General features: G+C 69.1%; 17 protein-coding genes. 7 read left to right on the forward strand and 10 right to left on the reverse strand.

The annotated features are described in order from the left end of the window. Positions 1-67 precede the first annotated feature (67 nt). From VMT65_RS10995 to VMT65_RS11020, 6 genes are read left to right on the forward strand one after another with little or no spacing between them, the layout of a single operon-like run. A complete protein-coding gene (locus tag VMT65_RS10995; protein ID WP_326307976.1) occupies positions 68-2,221 on the forward strand; it encodes a tetratricopeptide repeat protein in 2,154 nt (717 codons plus the stop codon). Positions 2,222-2,227: 6 nt separating this feature from the next. Beyond that, positions 2,228-3,052, forward strand: a complete 825-nt coding sequence (locus VMT65_RS11000; protein ID WP_326307977.1) for a PP2C family protein-serine/threonine phosphatase — start codon at positions 2,228-2,230, stop codon at positions 3,050-3,052. Continuing rightward, the gene (locus VMT65_RS11005) at positions 3,049-4,338 is read left to right on the forward strand and encodes a vWA domain-containing protein (RefSeq protein ID WP_326307978.1); all 1,290 of its coding nucleotides are present in this window, start codon (positions 3,049-3,051) and stop codon (positions 4,336-4,338) included. Before VMT65_RS11000 ends, VMT65_RS11005 begins: the two co-directional genes overlap by 4 nt. A 10-nt stretch (positions 4,339-4,348) precedes the next feature. Beyond that, on the forward strand, positions 4,349-4,807 hold the full coding sequence (locus VMT65_RS11010; protein ID WP_326307979.1) for an FHA domain-containing protein: 459 nt from the start codon (positions 4,349-4,351) through the stop codon (positions 4,805-4,807). Beyond that, positions 4,804-6,258, forward strand: a complete 1,455-nt coding sequence (locus VMT65_RS11015; protein ID WP_326307980.1) for a hypothetical protein — start codon at positions 4,804-4,806, stop codon at positions 6,256-6,258. Before VMT65_RS11010 ends, VMT65_RS11015 begins: the two co-directional genes overlap by 4 nt. Before the next feature lie 41 nt (positions 6,259-6,299). Further along, positions 6,300-6,902 (forward strand): hypothetical protein, encoded by a 603-nt coding sequence (locus VMT65_RS11020; protein ID WP_326307982.1) that lies wholly within the window; start codon positions 6,300-6,302, stop codon positions 6,900-6,902. Positions 6,903-6,906: 4 nt separating this feature from the next. Here the strand turns inward: VMT65_RS11020 and VMT65_RS11025 are convergent, their stop codons facing one another. The 3 genes from VMT65_RS11025 to VMT65_RS11035 all read right to left on the reverse strand — a co-directional run bounded on the left by VMT65_RS11025 (position 6,907) and on the right by VMT65_RS11035 (position 8,783). Continuing rightward, positions 6,907-7,041, reverse strand: a complete 135-nt coding sequence (locus VMT65_RS11025) for a hypothetical protein (protein WP_326307983.1) — start codon at positions 7,039-7,041, stop codon at positions 6,907-6,909. 99 nt (positions 7,042-7,140) lie between these two features. Continuing rightward, complete coding sequence (locus tag VMT65_RS11030) at positions 7,141-7,725, reverse strand: ParB/Srx family N-terminal domain-containing protein (protein WP_326307984.1); 585 nt, start codon at positions 7,723-7,725, stop codon at positions 7,141-7,143. Positions 7,726-7,769: 44 nt separating this feature from the next. Beyond that, positions 7,770-8,783 carry a hypothetical protein gene (locus VMT65_RS11035; protein ID WP_326307986.1) on the reverse strand — a complete coding sequence of 338 codons (1,014 nt, stop codon included), beginning with the start codon at positions 8,781-8,783 and terminating at the stop codon, positions 7,770-7,772. 60 nt (positions 8,784-8,843) lie between these two features. Between VMT65_RS11035 and VMT65_RS11040 the strand changes: the two genes are divergently transcribed. Continuing rightward, entirely contained in the window at positions 8,844-9,443 is a 600-nt protein-coding gene (locus tag VMT65_RS11040) for a TetR/AcrR family transcriptional regulator (RefSeq protein WP_326307988.1), read from the forward strand. 4 nt (positions 9,444-9,447) lie between these two features. On the opposite strand, the gene VMT65_RS11045 is transcribed toward VMT65_RS11040, so the two are convergent. The 7 genes from VMT65_RS11045 to VMT65_RS11075 form a co-directional block, all read right to left on the reverse strand. Further along, entirely contained in the window at positions 9,448-9,936 is a 489-nt protein-coding gene (locus tag VMT65_RS11045; RefSeq protein ID WP_326307990.1) for a nuclear transport factor 2 family protein, read from the reverse strand. Positions 9,937-9,965: 29 nt separating this feature from the next. Further along, positions 9,966-10,808 (reverse strand): MHYT domain-containing protein, encoded by an 843-nt coding sequence (locus VMT65_RS11050; RefSeq protein ID WP_326307992.1) that lies wholly within the window; start codon positions 10,806-10,808, stop codon positions 9,966-9,968. A gap of 317 nt (positions 10,809-11,125) precedes the next feature. Further along, positions 11,126-12,028, reverse strand: coding sequence for a pyridoxal 5'-phosphate synthase lyase subunit PdxS (gene pdxS / locus VMT65_RS11055; protein ID WP_326307993.1), 903 nt, complete (start codon positions 12,026-12,028; stop codon positions 11,126-11,128). Positions 12,029-12,197: 169 nt separating this feature from the next. Then, positions 12,198-12,770 carry an alkaline shock response membrane anchor protein AmaP gene (locus VMT65_RS11060; protein WP_326307994.1) on the reverse strand — a complete coding sequence of 191 codons (573 nt, stop codon included), beginning with the start codon at positions 12,768-12,770 and terminating at the stop codon, positions 12,198-12,200. Beyond that, positions 12,767-13,426, reverse strand: coding sequence for a DUF6286 domain-containing protein (locus tag VMT65_RS11065; RefSeq protein WP_326307995.1), 660 nt, complete (start codon positions 13,424-13,426; stop codon positions 12,767-12,769). The genes VMT65_RS11060 and VMT65_RS11065 overlap by 4 nt, the downstream gene beginning before the upstream one ends. After that, positions 13,423-13,755 carry an Asp23/Gls24 family envelope stress response protein gene (locus tag VMT65_RS11070; RefSeq protein WP_326307996.1) on the reverse strand — a complete coding sequence of 111 codons (333 nt, stop codon included), beginning with the start codon at positions 13,753-13,755 and terminating at the stop codon, positions 13,423-13,425. The genes VMT65_RS11065 and VMT65_RS11070 overlap by 4 nt, the downstream gene beginning before the upstream one ends. Continuing rightward, positions 13,752-13,940 (reverse strand): hypothetical protein, encoded by a 189-nt coding sequence (locus VMT65_RS11075; RefSeq protein WP_326307997.1) that lies wholly within the window; start codon positions 13,938-13,940, stop codon positions 13,752-13,754. The genes VMT65_RS11070 and VMT65_RS11075 overlap by 4 nt, the downstream gene beginning before the upstream one ends. Positions 13,941-13,962: the final 22 nt, after the last annotated feature.

The following is a 13,962-nucleotide window of genomic DNA, read 5'->3' on the forward strand; positions in this document are numbered from 1 at the left end:
CCGACCGGTGGCAGCATGTGCTGACGGGCTCACGCCCGATGAGGGATATCAACCGGGGTGGGAATCGATGAGCAAGTGCGTGCGGCCCGGCTGCGGCGGCAGCATCCTGGACGGATTCTGCGACGAGTGCGGGCTGGCCCCGGCTGCCGTCTCGCATTCGGGCAGACTCGCCGGATCCAGTCGATCCTCGTCCCGCTCCACCCGGACCGCTCGGTCCAGTCGCGGTCGGCTCGGTGCGGGATTGGTCTCCATTCCCCAAGTGCCCTACCGGGATCCGTCGACCGCCGTGCTGGCCGACCCGCGGGTGCCCGAACACGAACGCTTCTGCAGCAACTGCGGCGAGCGGGTGGGTCGGGGCCGCGAGGGTGCGCCCGGCCGCACCGAAGGCTTCTGCCGCAACTGCGGCACCGCCTACTCGTTCACGCCCAAGCTGGGGCCCGGGGATCTGGTGGCCGGGCAGTACGAGGTGCTGGGCTGTCTCGCGCACGGCGGCCTGGGCTGGATCTATCTGGCGCGGGACCGCAATGTCAGCGACCGCTGGGTGGTGCTCAAGGGCCTGTTGGATACCGGCGACGCCGACGCCATGGCCGCGGCGGTGGCCGAGCGGCAGTTCCTGGCCTCGGTCGAGCACCCGAACATCGTGAAGATCTTCAATTTCGTGAAGCATCCCGACCCGCTCACCCACGAGCCCGTCGGCTACATAGTCATGGAGTACATCGGCGGCGCGTCGCTCAAAGAGCTGCGCTCGCAACGGGATTCGAACGGCAACCTGCAGCCGATGCCGCTGACACAGGGCCTGGCCTACATTCTGGAGATCCTGCCCGCCCTGGGCTACCTGCACGGCATGGGCCTGCTCTACTGCGACTTCAAGCCCGACAATATGATTCAGACCGAGGAGCAGCTCAAGCTCATCGACCTGGGCGCGGTCCGGCACCTGGACGACGAGGACAGCGCCGGCTTCAAGACCGACGGCTACTGCGCGCCGGAGCTGGAAGCCGAAGGCGCGTCGGTGGAGTCGGATCTGTTCACCGTGGCGCGCACGCTGGCGGTGCTGACCTTCAACTTCGACTACCGCGGCGCGTACCGGTATACGCTGCCGCCCGCGACGGAAGTGCCGCTGCTGGCCCAGTTCCCGTCGTTTCGGCGGCTGCTGGAACGCGCGACCGCCGCCGATCCCATCGAGCGGTTCGGGTCGGCGTCGGAGATGGCCGAACAGGTCACCGGCGTGCTGCGCGAGGTGGTGGCGGCCCAGGACGGCCAGCCGCGACCGGCGCTGTCGACCGTATTCAGCGGGGAGCGAGCGGCTTTCGGCGCGAATCCGGAGCAGTGGCCCGCGACCCCCGACCCCGCCGCGATCGCGGCGGCGCTGCCGGTGCCGATGGTGGATCCCACCGATCCGGCCGCGGGGTTCCTGGCCACCACGTCCATCGGGGATCCGGTGCGGTTGGTCGCGGCGCTGGAGGCGGCACCGGTGTCCTCGACGGAGGTGACCCTCGCGCTCATTCGCGCCCGCATCGAGGCCGGCGATATCGACACCGCGCTGGGCGAATTGGCGGAGTGGGAGAAGTCCGAGGACGCCGACTGGCGGATCACCTGGTATCGCGGGCTCGCGGCGCTGGGTCGGCGTGACTTCACGGCCGCGTGTGACGCCTTCGACACCGTGTACGGCATGCTGCCGGGCGAGTCCGCCACTAAGCTGGCGCTGGCGGCGGCGCACGAATGCGCGGGCGAGTACGACGCGGCGTCGCGGCTGTATCGGCGCGTGTGGCAGACCGATCACGGATTTCCCAGTGCCGCTTTCGGTTTGGCGCGGACGCGACTGCAGGAGCGCGATATCGACGGTGCGATCGCGGCCGCCGATTCGGTCCCGTCGAGTTCGAGCCATTACACCGCCGCGCAGCTCGCCGTGTTCGGGGCGCAGCTGGCGGGCGGGTCCGGACCGTACCTGGTGGCCGCCGGGAATCGACTCGAGGCGCTGTCCCTGGATCAGGAGAACAAGGCGCGGCGTGGCATCGCCGTGCTCGACGCGGCCCGGGCGCTGGTCGCGTCGGGGTCGGCCGAGCCGGGAGCGACCGTGCTGGGCTGCCGTTTCGCCGACGACGACCTGCGTCGCGCGCTGGAGTCCCGATACCGGGAACTGGCCCGCTTGTCGTCGAGCAAGCTGGCGCGGCGCGATTTGGTGAACCGGGCCAATGCGATTCGGCCCCTGAGTTGGGTGTGAGGGCTGATGATCAATCTGACCGGTGGAGCGGTGGCGGCGGCCCCGGATCGGCGAGAGCTGGATCTGGGCGTGGCGGTGGCGGTCACCGATCGTGGAAAACGCCACGCGCACAACGAGGATGCGATGGCGGTGCGCGTGCTGGAATCCGGGGTCCGCGTTCTCGTGGTGTGCGATGGCGTGTCCAGCTCGGATCAGGCCGGTGACGCGTCCGCCCGCGCCGCCGCGACCGCGGCCGATCGGCTGACCGCCGAGGTGAGACGCGGGCTCGGGGTCGAGGCGGCGACCGTTCTGGCCGTCGGGGCGGCGGCCGATGCCGTTGCGGCGTTGGGAGCCAATGGTGATCGCACGCCGTCGTGCACCATCGTGTGCGCGGTGGTCACCGACAGCGCGGTCACCGTCGGCTCGATCGGCGACAGCCGGGCCTACTGGCTGACCGCCGAGCCGTCGGGTGGTCCGGCCCGCAAGCTGAGCACCGACGATTCGGTGGCGGCCGGGCTGGTCCAGCTCGGCGTGGACGAGGACATCGCCATGTCCATGCCGGACGCGCACACCCTCACGGCCTGGCTCGGGGCCGATGCGGAGCGCATCGAGCCTCACGTCCGCACGTTCGTTCCGGATACGCCGGGCGCGGTGCTGGTGTGCAGCGACGGCCTGTGGAACTACTTCCCCGCCGCCGACACCCTCGCCGAGCTGGCCCTGCCGCAGGCCCTGACCGCACCCCTCGCCACCGCCCACCGGCTGGCGGATCTGGCGCTGACGGCGGGCGGCAGCGACAACATCACCGTGGCGCTCGCGCCCTTCACCGTGACCGCGAGGAGTTACCGATCATGAACGACCCCTTGGGTTTCCGGATCGAGACCTTCCAGAACGAATACCTGCCCGTGGGCGCGACCCGGGTCAATGCCGTGGTGACGGTGACCGCCACGGGCGGCGCGGTACCCGTCGGCGGCGGGGCGGCCGAGGTGATCATCGTCGACTGCTCCGGCAGCATGGACCACGCCCACGGCAAGCTGGCCGCCGCCAAGAACGCCACCGCCGCCGCCATTTCGGCGGTGCGCGACGGCGTCGAGTTCGCGGTGGTGGCCGGCACCGACGTGGCGCGCATGGTGTATCCGGTGACGCCCACGCTGATCACCGCCACCCCCGGCAACAAGGCCAATGCCATTGCGGCCGTGCAGAATCTGCGCGCGGGCGGCGGCACCGCCATCGGCACCTGGCTGCGGCTGGCGCGGCAGCTGTTCGGGACGCGGGACGGGCTGCGGCACGCCATCCTGCTCACCGACGGTCGCGACGAGCACGAGACCCCGCAGCAGCTGGAGGCCGAAATCGCCGCCAGCACCGGGGTTTACGTGTGCGACTGTCGCGGTGTCGGCACCGACTGGGAGATCGCCGAACTGCGCAAGGTCTCCACCGCGCTGCTGGGCACCTGCGATATCGTCGCCGATCCCAAGGACCTGGTGGCCGATTTCCAGGCCATGACTACCACGGCCATGGGCAAGTCGGTCGCCGATGTGGCGCTGCGGCTGTGGACGCCGCGCGGGGCGAGCGTGAAATTCGTCAAGCAGGTCGCGCCCGAGCTGTTGGACCTGACCGGGCGGCGCACCGAAACCGGCTCACTGACAGGGGAATACCCGACCGGATCGTGGGGTGGCGCGGAGAGCCGCGACTACCACATCTGCGTCGAGGTCGCGCCGGGCGGGCTCGGCGATGTGATGCTGGCCGGGCGGGTGAGCCTGGTACGCGGCAGCGGCGATCAGGCCGAGGTGCTGGGCCAGGGATTGATCAAGGCTGTGTGGACCGATGACGTGGCGCAGTCCAGCAAGATCAGTCCCGAGGTAGCGCACTACACCGGGCAGGCCGAACTCGCGGGCGTCATCCAGGAAGGGCTGACCGCGCGCCGGGACGGCGATCTCGACACCGCCACCAAGAAATTGGGACGCGCGGTGCAGCTCGCGGCCGCCTCGGGTAACAACGACACCGCCAAGCTGCTCGAAGGCGTCGTCGATGTGCTCGACGCGCGGACCGGGACGGTGCGCTTGAAGTCCGCGGTGCGCAAGGCGGACGAGATGACCCTGGATACGCGGTCGACCAAGACATCCCGCGTCCACAAGCGGTGAGGGGGACGCGATGCTGACCTGTCCGGCCGGACACGACTCGGCGGCCGACGACTACTGCGATGTGTGCGGGCTGCTCATGGTCGCTGCTGAAACGGCAATGCCCGCAACCGAACCCGCCGGCATACCGTGTCCGAGGTGCGGAGAGCCGCAGACCGGACGCTTCTGTGAGGGATGCAGCTACACCAGCCAGGTGCGCGTGGGTCGCTTCAGCGCCTCCAAGGGCATAGCCCCCGAGATCGATCTGACCGGCCCGCCGCAGGACCCCGGCGTCTCGCACCTGCACGTGCTGCTGCTGTCGCGGCCCGAGAACGGCTGGGCCATCCTCGATCTCGCCTCCACCAACGGCACGCGCCTCAATGACGCGACCGATCCGATTCCGCGCGGCGAGACCGTGCCGGTGCGCTCCGGCGACCGGATCCATGTGGGCGCGTGGACCACACTGACCTTGAAGCGGGACAACCCATCATGACGACGCTGCTGAATCGGCCCGGTTCGCGGACCGAGCCGGACCGGGGCCTGTCGGGTCGGATCCGGGCGGTCGTGCCGGGCCGCGCCGACACGCCGACCTGGATCGGCTATCTGGCGATCCTGGCCGTCGTGCTGGCGGCCATCACGGCGGTGGTGATGACCGGCGACGCCCGATCGGCGCGGCACGGCATCGATGTCATCGGCCACCGCACCGCGCCGACGGTCACCTCCACCGAGGACCTGTACTTCGCGCTGGCCGACATGGACGCCCAGCTGGCGAATGTGCTGCTGGCCGGGAACGATTCGACGCTGGCGGCGGTCCGCAAGAACGCGCTCGCGACCTACGAGCAACGCCGGGTGCAGGCCGACTCGGACCTGCAGCAGGCCATGACCATCGCCACCAATGGTGATGCGGCACAGCAGATCCGGGTCCTGCTCGACAAGTTCGGGCAGTATCAGGCGCTGGCCGCGGACACCTTCCAGCTCAGCGATCTCGATCACGGCGCGGCCGGGCAGCCCTCGGCGCGCACGCTCGCGGCGTATCGGTCCGCCACCGGCATGGTGCCCGATCTGCTCGCGCGCGCACAGAAACTCGCCGATACCAATAGCGGCGTATTGAGCCAGGCGTACCACGACGCCGAGGACTCGACGGTGACCGGGCTGACCTGGATCGTGGTGCTCGGCGTGCTACTGCTGGCCACGCTCATCGGACTCCAGGTGCTGCTGCGGGTCGCGCTGCGGCGGCGCGTCAATCCGGCGCTCGCCGTCACGACCGTGCTGGCGGCGGGCCTGCTGGTGGGCGGCTACGTCGCGGAAGGCACGGCGGCGCACCAGCTCACCGTGGCCAAGCGCGACGCGTTCGACTCACTGCTGGCGCTGCGGCAGGCGCGGGCGGTCGGCTACGACGCCAATGCCGACGAGAGTCGGTACCTGCTCGACCCCGAGCATGCGACCGACTACCAGCAGAGCTACTTCACGAAGGCGCAGCGGCTGGTCGGGGTGCAAGCCCGTGGCGTGGACGACTATTCCGCCGCGCTGGACCAGGCGTTGGCCGCGCACGGCACCGATATGACGCAGGCGGTCAGCGCCGATTCCTTCCTCGGCGCGGAATTGCGCAACATCACCTTCGGCGGCGAGGCCGCGGCGGCCCGGCAGAGCGTGCTCGCCTACCAGGTCTACCAGCACGACGATCACACCCTGCGCAGGCTGGCGGGTACCGATCCGCGGGCGGCCATCGCCCTCGACACCGGTGCCTCCAACGATCATTTCGCCGCCTACGACAAGGCGCTGGAAGCCACGATCGACATCAACCAGCACGCCTTCGACGCGGCCATCGCCGACGGTGAGGACGCGCTGGCGGGCTGGACCGACTGGCTGCCCTACGGCGCGGCGGTGGTGTTCGCAGTGCTGATCCTGCTCGGCGTGCGACCCCGGCTGGCCGAATATCGCTGACCGGATGCGGCCGGGCGCGAGACCTCGAGCATGATGGTCTCGTGCCCGATTTCACCGCCATCAGCCCGGACGGCCTGCTCGACCTGATCACCGAGCGGGCCATGGCGGTGCGGGGGTACGCCGTGATCGCCGTCGACGGCGCGGATGCCGCCGATCCGGTGGCGGTGGCTCGCGGTGTCGCCGAACGGCTTCGGGCACGCGGACGTCCGGCCGATGTCGTGTCACTGCACGACTTCGTGCGGCCCGCCTCGGTGCGGCTGGAATACGACCGCGATAGTGAATTCACCTACCGCACGGGGTGGTTCGATTACGCGGCGGTGAATCGCGAAGTGGTGAAACCGCTTCGGGACAGTGGGCGGTATCTGCCCGCGCTGTGGGACGAGCGGGCCGATCGGTCCGCCCGGGCCCGGATTCGGGAGGCCGCTCCCGAAACGGTACTGCTCATCGCGGGCCCCATGCTGACCGGCCGCGGGTTGGACTTCGATCTGACTGTGGCCCTGCGCATGTCGCCGGGTGCGCTGCGACGGCGGACTGATCCGGAGGAGATGTTCACCGTCGCAGCGCTATTGGAGCATGGCCAGCTCGACGCCGATCTGGTGATCGCGTGGGATCATCCGGATCGGCCCGCCGTCCGCCTGACGTAATAGCTCAGTGCGCGGCCTTGTACGCCAGCATGTAGGCGAGCTTGCCGGGCTTGGCGTCGGAGTAGGGCTTGGACAGCTTGGCGAACTCCTTGTCGTTGAACGCGGTCAGCGCGCCCAGCTGGCCCGCCGTGTAAGCCACCGTTGACCTGGATGTTCTGACCCAACGCCACCATGGCCTGGGAAACGTTCTTGGTCAGGGTCAGGTACGACTGCAGGTCACCCATGTGTCCGGCGATGGTCAGGTTGGGGTCGTTCTGGTGGGCGCGCAGCCAACGGCCCCAATAGAACTCGTCGAAGCCCCGTTGCCGACAACCTTCAGGCGAATGTGCATGGACGGGCCGCCGTCCGAGGTCTCCCAGAACGAGGTGAGCGCGTGGTGGCCGTCGGCCATGTACAGCTTGCCGTGCGGGCCGACGACGACGGTCTTCATGTCGTTGAGCGAGGCGGTGGTCTCGCCGCCCGGCTTCAGCTGGCAGGTGAACGTGGACGGGTTCTGCAGAGTCGCGTTCGGCTGGGCCGAAGCGACGCCGATCAGACCGCTGTCGGCGCACCAGTCCTCGAACTTCTTGTTGATCGCGTCCTTGCCGAGCGTGTAACGGCCCAGCTTGTAATCGATTTCCTCGAAGCCGACGGAGGGCTGCGTGGGCGCGACATCGCCGATCGCGACATCGACGATGTCACCGACCTTGGCGTCGCAGAACGCCACGTCCTTGCCGGAGGGGTTGCACGGGAAATTGCCATTGGTGTTGTCGGCAGCCGCGACTCCGGCACTGCCGCCGGATGCCGGGCGGACGGTATGGGTCCCGAATGACCAATGGGCCACCTGACTTCGAGGATCGGGTGAACGTCCTGCGACCGGAGTCGGTCTCAGATCCGGTCGGCCAGTGCTGTGAAGGCCGCCTTCGGCTGCCAGGTAAGGGTGGGGCCATCCCCCGACTCGAGGACACGGACCAGGCCAGGGCTGGCGAGATCCAGGTCGTCGAGGGGATTTTCGCGGTGCGGGAGGTCGTAGCGGGCGAAGCAGTAGCAGAACGCCGCGTCCACGCCCGCCGCGTCGAGGATGTCCAGGAGCTCGGTGATGTGGGCCGCCTGGGCTTGCTCGTCGCGCTCGTAGCTGCCGTTCAGGCGCAGCGGGCGGGCGGTGGCGGGGTCCCAGTCGATGATGTCGAAGCCGTGCGGGCCCGCATCGGGCGCGCCGCGGAAGCTCGGGCAGCCGAATTCGGTGATCGCGACCGGCTTTCCGAGGCGCTCACCCTCGGCGACGAAGGCGCGCATGGCGTCGACGTAGCCGGGGGCCAGATCGGCTCCGCGGTAGCCCGCGTCGGTGGCCAGGATGTCGAACGGGTCCCAGTTCACGTTTTCGAACGGGAGGCTGCAATAGGTGAGCTTGCCGTGGAAGCGTTCTCGCGCGATTGTCGCGGCGCGGGCCAGAAGGTCGTTGACGCGCCGCGGGATTCCGGCCAGGGCACGCTGGCCTTCGGGGGTGCGAAGCGCGGCGGAGCGTTCGTCGAGGGTGTCGCCCGGCAGAAAGCCGAGAACGAACATGGTGAGTTCGGAGCCGACGGCCAGCACGACGGACGCACCGCTGGTCCGCAGTCGCTCGGCGTGTTCCGCGCAGTCGGCGACGACGGCGAGCACCTCGTCCTCGGTGACGTCGTTAAGAAACGGGCACAACCAGACTTCGAGACCGGCTGCAGCGGCTTCGCTGGCGGCCAGTTTCAGCCGGTCCGGATAGCCGCCCGTGATCCGTACGGCATCGCAGCGCAGGTCCTCGCGGATGACGCGCATGTCCTCGCGGACTCTCGCGATGTCGAACGGTTCGTGCGTGCTGTTGCCGCGGTTCACGAAGCCGGTGTCGTAGCAAACGCCGATCGCTCTCATCGGCCACCTCCTGTATTTAAGGTACTTTCCGTACTCTAACAAGGTACGCTCAGTACCGTTATGAGCGAAACGACACCGACCCGACGCCGCGGCACCGCCTTGGAACAGGCCATCCTGCGCGCTGCCGTCGACGAACTACTCGAATCCGGATATTCCGGGATGACGATGGACGCCGTCGCCAAGCGAGCGGGTACGAATAAGAACGCCATCTACCGGCGTTGGCCCAATCGCGCGGCGCTGGGGGTCGCGGCGTACCGGCAGCTCACCTCGGCCGCGCTCGACCTGCCCGATACCGGCAGCCTGCGCGAGGATGCGCTGGAGTTGTTGCGGCGGGCCAATTCTCACCTCGCTTCGCCGCTGGGTGAGATCCTGCGCGGCCTGCTCTCCCAGCTGGCCAATGAGCCGGAACTGCTGGCGCAGTTGCGGGAGCAGGGCGGTGAGGCAGGGACGCGGCCGTGGCTCACCATCCTCGAGCGTGGGATAGCCCGCGGGGAGGCACCCGCCACCGCCCGCCTCGCTCGCGTCGCCACGACGCCAATCGACCTGCTGCGCAACGAGTTCGTGACGCGCGGTGTCCCGGCGGTGCCCGACGAGGTCCTCGTGGACATCGTCGACACCGTCTATCTGCCGCTGCTGCGCGGCTATTCGGTATCCGGCTGACCGCTCACCGGTCGCGGAAGTCTGCCAACGCGTCCTCGGCGGTCGCGGGCGCGAACGGCTTGACCGCCGTCACCCGGAATTCCCGCAGCTTGGGCAGCGGACCGTCGGTGTCGACCAGGATCCAATCGTGGTGGGTCCTGGCCGCCATCGCCTGGTCTCCGGCCGCGATGCCCTGCCAGGCGAAGTCGATGGCAACCGTCAAGGTGCCGTCGGCATTGCGCGCGACCTCGAGGTGCTCGACCCGATGCGCACTGGCCTCCACGGCCCCGGCGGTCCGGGTGTACCAGGCCGCGATCTGCTCGGGCGTCTCGGCCGCGCTGCCATCCGACAAATGCAGGACGGCGTCCTCGGTCACCAATTCCAGAATTCGGGCCGGATCCTTGGCGGGCGGCTCGATGAGATGCACCCACGCGTACACGAACGCGAGTACCCGATGCTCCAATTCGGCTTCAACCAGCGCGCCCCGCAACTGCTCAATGGTCGACTCGGACATACGCGAACTGTATCCCTGCCCTGGACCGATCACTGCCGCCGGTGGCGAGGGTCGAAGGATTCGGTGGGGTATTCGTCGTCGAGCGGCTTGCTGCCAGCGCGCCGAGCCGGCCAGAAGCGGCTGGCGTATTGGCCTCGAATGCGGCTCAGATCGGGCTCGTCGATTTCGGTGATGCCGACCTGGAAGAGCATGAGCATGGTCGCCATGCTGACGGCGATGATCAAGGGAGTGAGCAGTTGTCCGGCCTGTGCGCCGGACGGGGCGTGCATGTGGTCGGCGACGTGGGCGCTCATGGCGAACATGCCGGTGTAGTGCATGCCGCACACCGCCACACCCATGATGAGGGCCGCGCTGGTGGTGGCGAGAATGCCGCTCACGTGCAAGGCGAACCAGAGGGCCGCGGTGGCGGCGACCACCGCGATCACGATGGACAGCAAGACGATCCACGGGTCGTACCGCACCGAGGCGTCGGTCTTCATCGCGTACATGCCCGAGTAGTGCATCGCGCCCACGCCGAGCCCGGTGATCGTGCCGCCGGTGATCAACGCGAACGCCTCCCCGTGCTGATGCACCACGATGTACAGCCCCAGCCACACCACCCCCATGGCGATGAGGGCGCTCAGGATGGTGATCGGCACGTTGTAGCGAATCGTGGTGTCCTGCACCGAGAATCCGAGCATCGCGATGAAATGCATGACCCAGATCCCGGTCCCGCCGAGCGCCACCGCCCCGGTCGCGATCCACCCGCCGTGCCCGTGCTGATTCCGCGCCCGCACCATGCACCGCAGCGCCAGCAACGAGCCCGTCACGGACATGACGTAGGCCAGCACAGGGGTGAGCCACCCATAGGTGAAATGGTCAATTGCCAGCATGCGGGCTCCTTGCCAGAAAAGCTGTGTATGACTGTTCACCGGTGAATGAGCCGAAGACTAGCCAGAAACCACCAGGTAGTAAATTTGCCGCAGTACAGTCCGAAATAATTAGCTGAGTTTGCTGAGCGGTATGCACGCAGGTAGCCGGCGGTATGGGCGCGCTCGGCCCGCCGGAGTCGCAATGTCTCCCGCCCTTGACGTCTAGCATCCGACCCGCAACCCAGCTAGGGCCGAAAGTCCCTCGGCCACAATGAAAAAACCGCCGGGCGGTCCAGTGGACCACCCGGCGGTGTCGAATCAGCTTGGCGCGGAGCCTATTACCAGCCGCGCTCGGCGAGGCGGTGGGGCTGGGGGATCTCCTCGACATTGATGCCGACCATGGCCTCGCCCAGGCCGCGGGAGACCTTGGCCAGGACGTCCGGGTCGTCGTAGAAGGTGGTGGCCTTGACGATGGCGGCGGCACGCTGAGCCGGGTTGCCGGACTTGAAGATTCCGGAGCCGACGAAGACGCCCTCGGCGCCGAGCTGCATCATCATGGCGGCATCGGCGGGGGTGGCGATGCCACCGGCGGTGAACATGACCACGGGCAGCTTGCCGGTCTCGGCGACCTCGCACACCAGCTCGTAGGGGGCCTGCAGTTCCTTGGCGGCCACGTACAGCTCGTCCTTGGACAGCGAGGTCAGGCGGCGGATCTCGGCGCGGATGGTGCGCATGTGGGTGGTGGCGTTGGAGACGTCACCGGTGCCGGCCTCACCCTTGGAGCGGATCATGGCCGCGCCCTCGGTGATTCGGCGCAGCGCCTCGCCCAGGTTGGTCGCGCCGCACACGAACGGGACGGTGAAGGCGAACTTGTCGATGTGGTTGGCGTAGTCGGCCGGGGTCAGCACCTCGGACTCGTCGATGTAGTCGACGCCGAGCGACTGCAGGATCTGCGCCTCGACGAAGTGGCCGATGCGGGCCTTGGCCATGACCGGAATGGAGACGGCGTTGATGATGCCGTCGATCATGTCCGGATCCGACATGCGGGACACGCCGCCCTGGGCGCGAATGTCCGCGGGAACCCGCTCGAGCGCCATGACCGCGACGGCGCCGGCGTCCTCGGCGATCTTGGCCTGCTCGGGCGTGACGACATCCATGATCACACCGCCCTTCAGCATCTCGGCCATGCCGCGCTTGACGCGGGCGGTACCGATGGTGGGGGTGGTGTCGGGCGTGGTCACGGCAAACTCCTGGGTCATGTGGGCCAATCGGATCGCATGCGACCCTCGGGGGATCGCGGAGAGACGAACACCCTGATTCTAGGCGTCTGGCCGTGGGCCCTAGATAGCCAGTCCGACACGACTGGACTGCTAGTCCGGTCCAAGGTGGCCCCCATCACACCCGGTGAAGCTAACGCAGGGCAATTCCCTTGTCGCTCAGGCGGAATTCCATGGTCACCGGCATGACACCCACCGCGAGGGCCTCGCGCAGCCGGGGCACCGCCTCACCGAGGATCCGGCGGCGTAAGGCCGTCAGGTCGGCGCCGGCGGCCGCGGTCACGATCACGTACAGCTCAGGCGCCCGGCCGGGCCCCGACAGCACCGCCGACACCGAGCCGACCTCCGGGTAGCCCTCGATGTCCGCGGCCACCGCACGCGCCGCGACCGCCGACGACAGCGTCGTGCTGCCCGCTACCTCGGGACCGGCCAATTCCCAGTCCACCGCCTTGGGCACGCGGCGCAGTTGGGCGGCCACCCAGCGCAGGCAGCACAGGCCGATCACCGCCGCCGCGATCACTATCAGCACCAGCACCCAGGTGGGCGGCGCGGCGGTCCCCGGCGTCACCGGGTCCCTCCCATCCACCCACGGCAGTCTGCCGCCGAAGGCCGCCAGCGCGTACCCGCCACCCGCCAGCAGGACCAGCCCCGCCAGAGCCAGCAGTGCCCGGTTCAACCGCGCGGGCCTGTTCAGTGACGCCGTCATCGTGCGGCCCCTCGCCGCGCCCCGCGCATCCGGGTTCGCACCCGCGAATCCGCCAGGCCGATTCGTTGCAATACCCGCGAAACCGTCTCCATCACCACGTCGTCCGCTCCGCCCCGTGCCGGACCGTGCGATCCACCGCCCGACCGAGCATCGACGCCACCCGGCGCGAGCGCGGAAAGCGGTTGCGCGGCAGCATCTTCCGTACCCGAAGCGGCCGGCACCGGATCGGCGGCGACCGGACCCAGGTCTGCGTGGGTGGCCGAGACTCGTATCTTCCCGCGCCCCACCCTGATCCGGCGCGCGGCGACGCCGGGCAGGCCGTTCACTTCCCGGGCCAAGGTGGAGCGGACACTGCGGCGTGTCACGCCCGCGGCACTGCCGTCGACCTCGGCCAGCGGCATCACGACCGGACGGCCGGGCAGCAGGGCCGCCCCGAGCAGCAGCAGACCCAGCACGATCACGACCGCGCCCACCACCGGCACGATCGCATCGTTCCACTCGATGCCGTGCAGCCGGGTCGCGACGCTGTCGTAGGACACGAGTTCCCGGCCGCCGGTGAGCTTCTGGATCAGCGAGATCACCGTGACCAGGCACAGCGCGAACACCGCCAGCGCCACCACCACGGCGGGCGCGGTGCGGCGCGGGCGGCGGATCACCGGACCCTCCTCGCCGATCGCGCCGCGGCGGTGTCGGTTTCGAGCACCAGCGCGGTCACCTCGATTCGCACCTCGGTCACCGCGACCCCGGCCAGCTCACCCGCCCGCTGGATCAGGTGCCGGCGGCAGTCCTCGCTGACCCTGGCCACCGGCAGCGGGTACCGGATCGGCAGCGACACTCGCAGCGCCGCATGGTCTCCGGTGAGCTGCGCCCGCACGGTGACGTCGCGCTCCACCCCGTCGACCTCCTGCGCCGCCCGCGCGACGATGCGGCGCACCGCGCGTTCGCTGACCGTGGTCCGCCCGGGCGGGTCGGCGACGACCGTCATCGCCGGCCCCGTTCCCGCGCGGACCGCACGAAGCCGGACAGATCCACCGCGCCGTCGAACCAGCGGCCGACCAGCAGCCCCAGTCCGGAGCAGACCAGCACGATGGCGAAGGCGCCCAAGCCGCCGAAAGCGGCGGCGAAACCGAGCGCGATCCCGAGGGCCAAACCGATCGATGTGGCGTTCACCTGCGACTCCTCTGCTCGGTGG

Origin of the sequence: Nocardia sp. CDC153 (genome assembly GCF_035818515.1) — a bacterium.
Lineage (GTDB): Bacteria > Actinomycetota > Actinomycetes > Mycobacteriales > Mycobacteriaceae > Nocardia.

What these genes read in the sequence shown, in the direction of transcription:
- VMT65_RS11015 (WP_326307980.1), top strand. Translation starts at nt 4,804, where the DNA reads ATGACGACGCTGCTGAATCGGCCCGGTTCGCGGACCGAGCCGGACCGG.
- VMT65_RS11040 (WP_326307988.1), top strand. Translation starts at nt 8,844, where the DNA reads ATGAGCGAAACGACACCGACCCGACGCCGCGGCACCGCCTTGGAACAG.
- VMT65_RS11035 (WP_326307986.1), bottom strand. Translation starts at nt 8,783, where the DNA reads ATGAGAGCGATCGGCGTTTGCTACGACACCGGCTTCGTGAACCGCGGC.
- VMT65_RS11060 (WP_326307994.1), bottom strand. Translation starts at nt 12,770, where the DNA reads ATGACGGCGTCACTGAACAGGCCCGCGCGGTTGAACCGGGCACTGCTG.
- VMT65_RS11000 (WP_326307977.1), top strand. Translation starts at nt 2,228, where the DNA reads ATGATCAATCTGACCGGTGGAGCGGTGGCGGCGGCCCCGGATCGGCGA.
- VMT65_RS11010 (WP_326307979.1), top strand. Translation starts at nt 4,349, where the DNA reads ATGCTGACCTGTCCGGCCGGACACGACTCGGCGGCCGACGACTACTGC.
- VMT65_RS11070 (WP_326307996.1), bottom strand. Translation starts at nt 13,755, where the DNA reads ATGACGGTCGTCGCCGACCCGCCCGGGCGGACCACGGTCAGCGAACGC.
- VMT65_RS11045 (WP_326307990.1), bottom strand. Translation starts at nt 9,936, where the DNA reads ATGTCCGAGTCGACCATTGAGCAGTTGCGGGGCGCGCTGGTTGAAGCC.
- VMT65_RS10995 (WP_326307976.1), top strand. Translation starts at nt 68, where the DNA reads ATGAGCAAGTGCGTGCGGCCCGGCTGCGGCGGCAGCATCCTGGACGGA.
- VMT65_RS11005 (WP_326307978.1), top strand. Translation starts at nt 3,049, where the DNA reads ATGAACGACCCCTTGGGTTTCCGGATCGAGACCTTCCAGAACGAATAC.
- VMT65_RS11050 (WP_326307992.1), bottom strand. Translation starts at nt 10,808, where the DNA reads ATGCTGGCAATTGACCATTTCACCTATGGGTGGCTCACCCCTGTGCTG.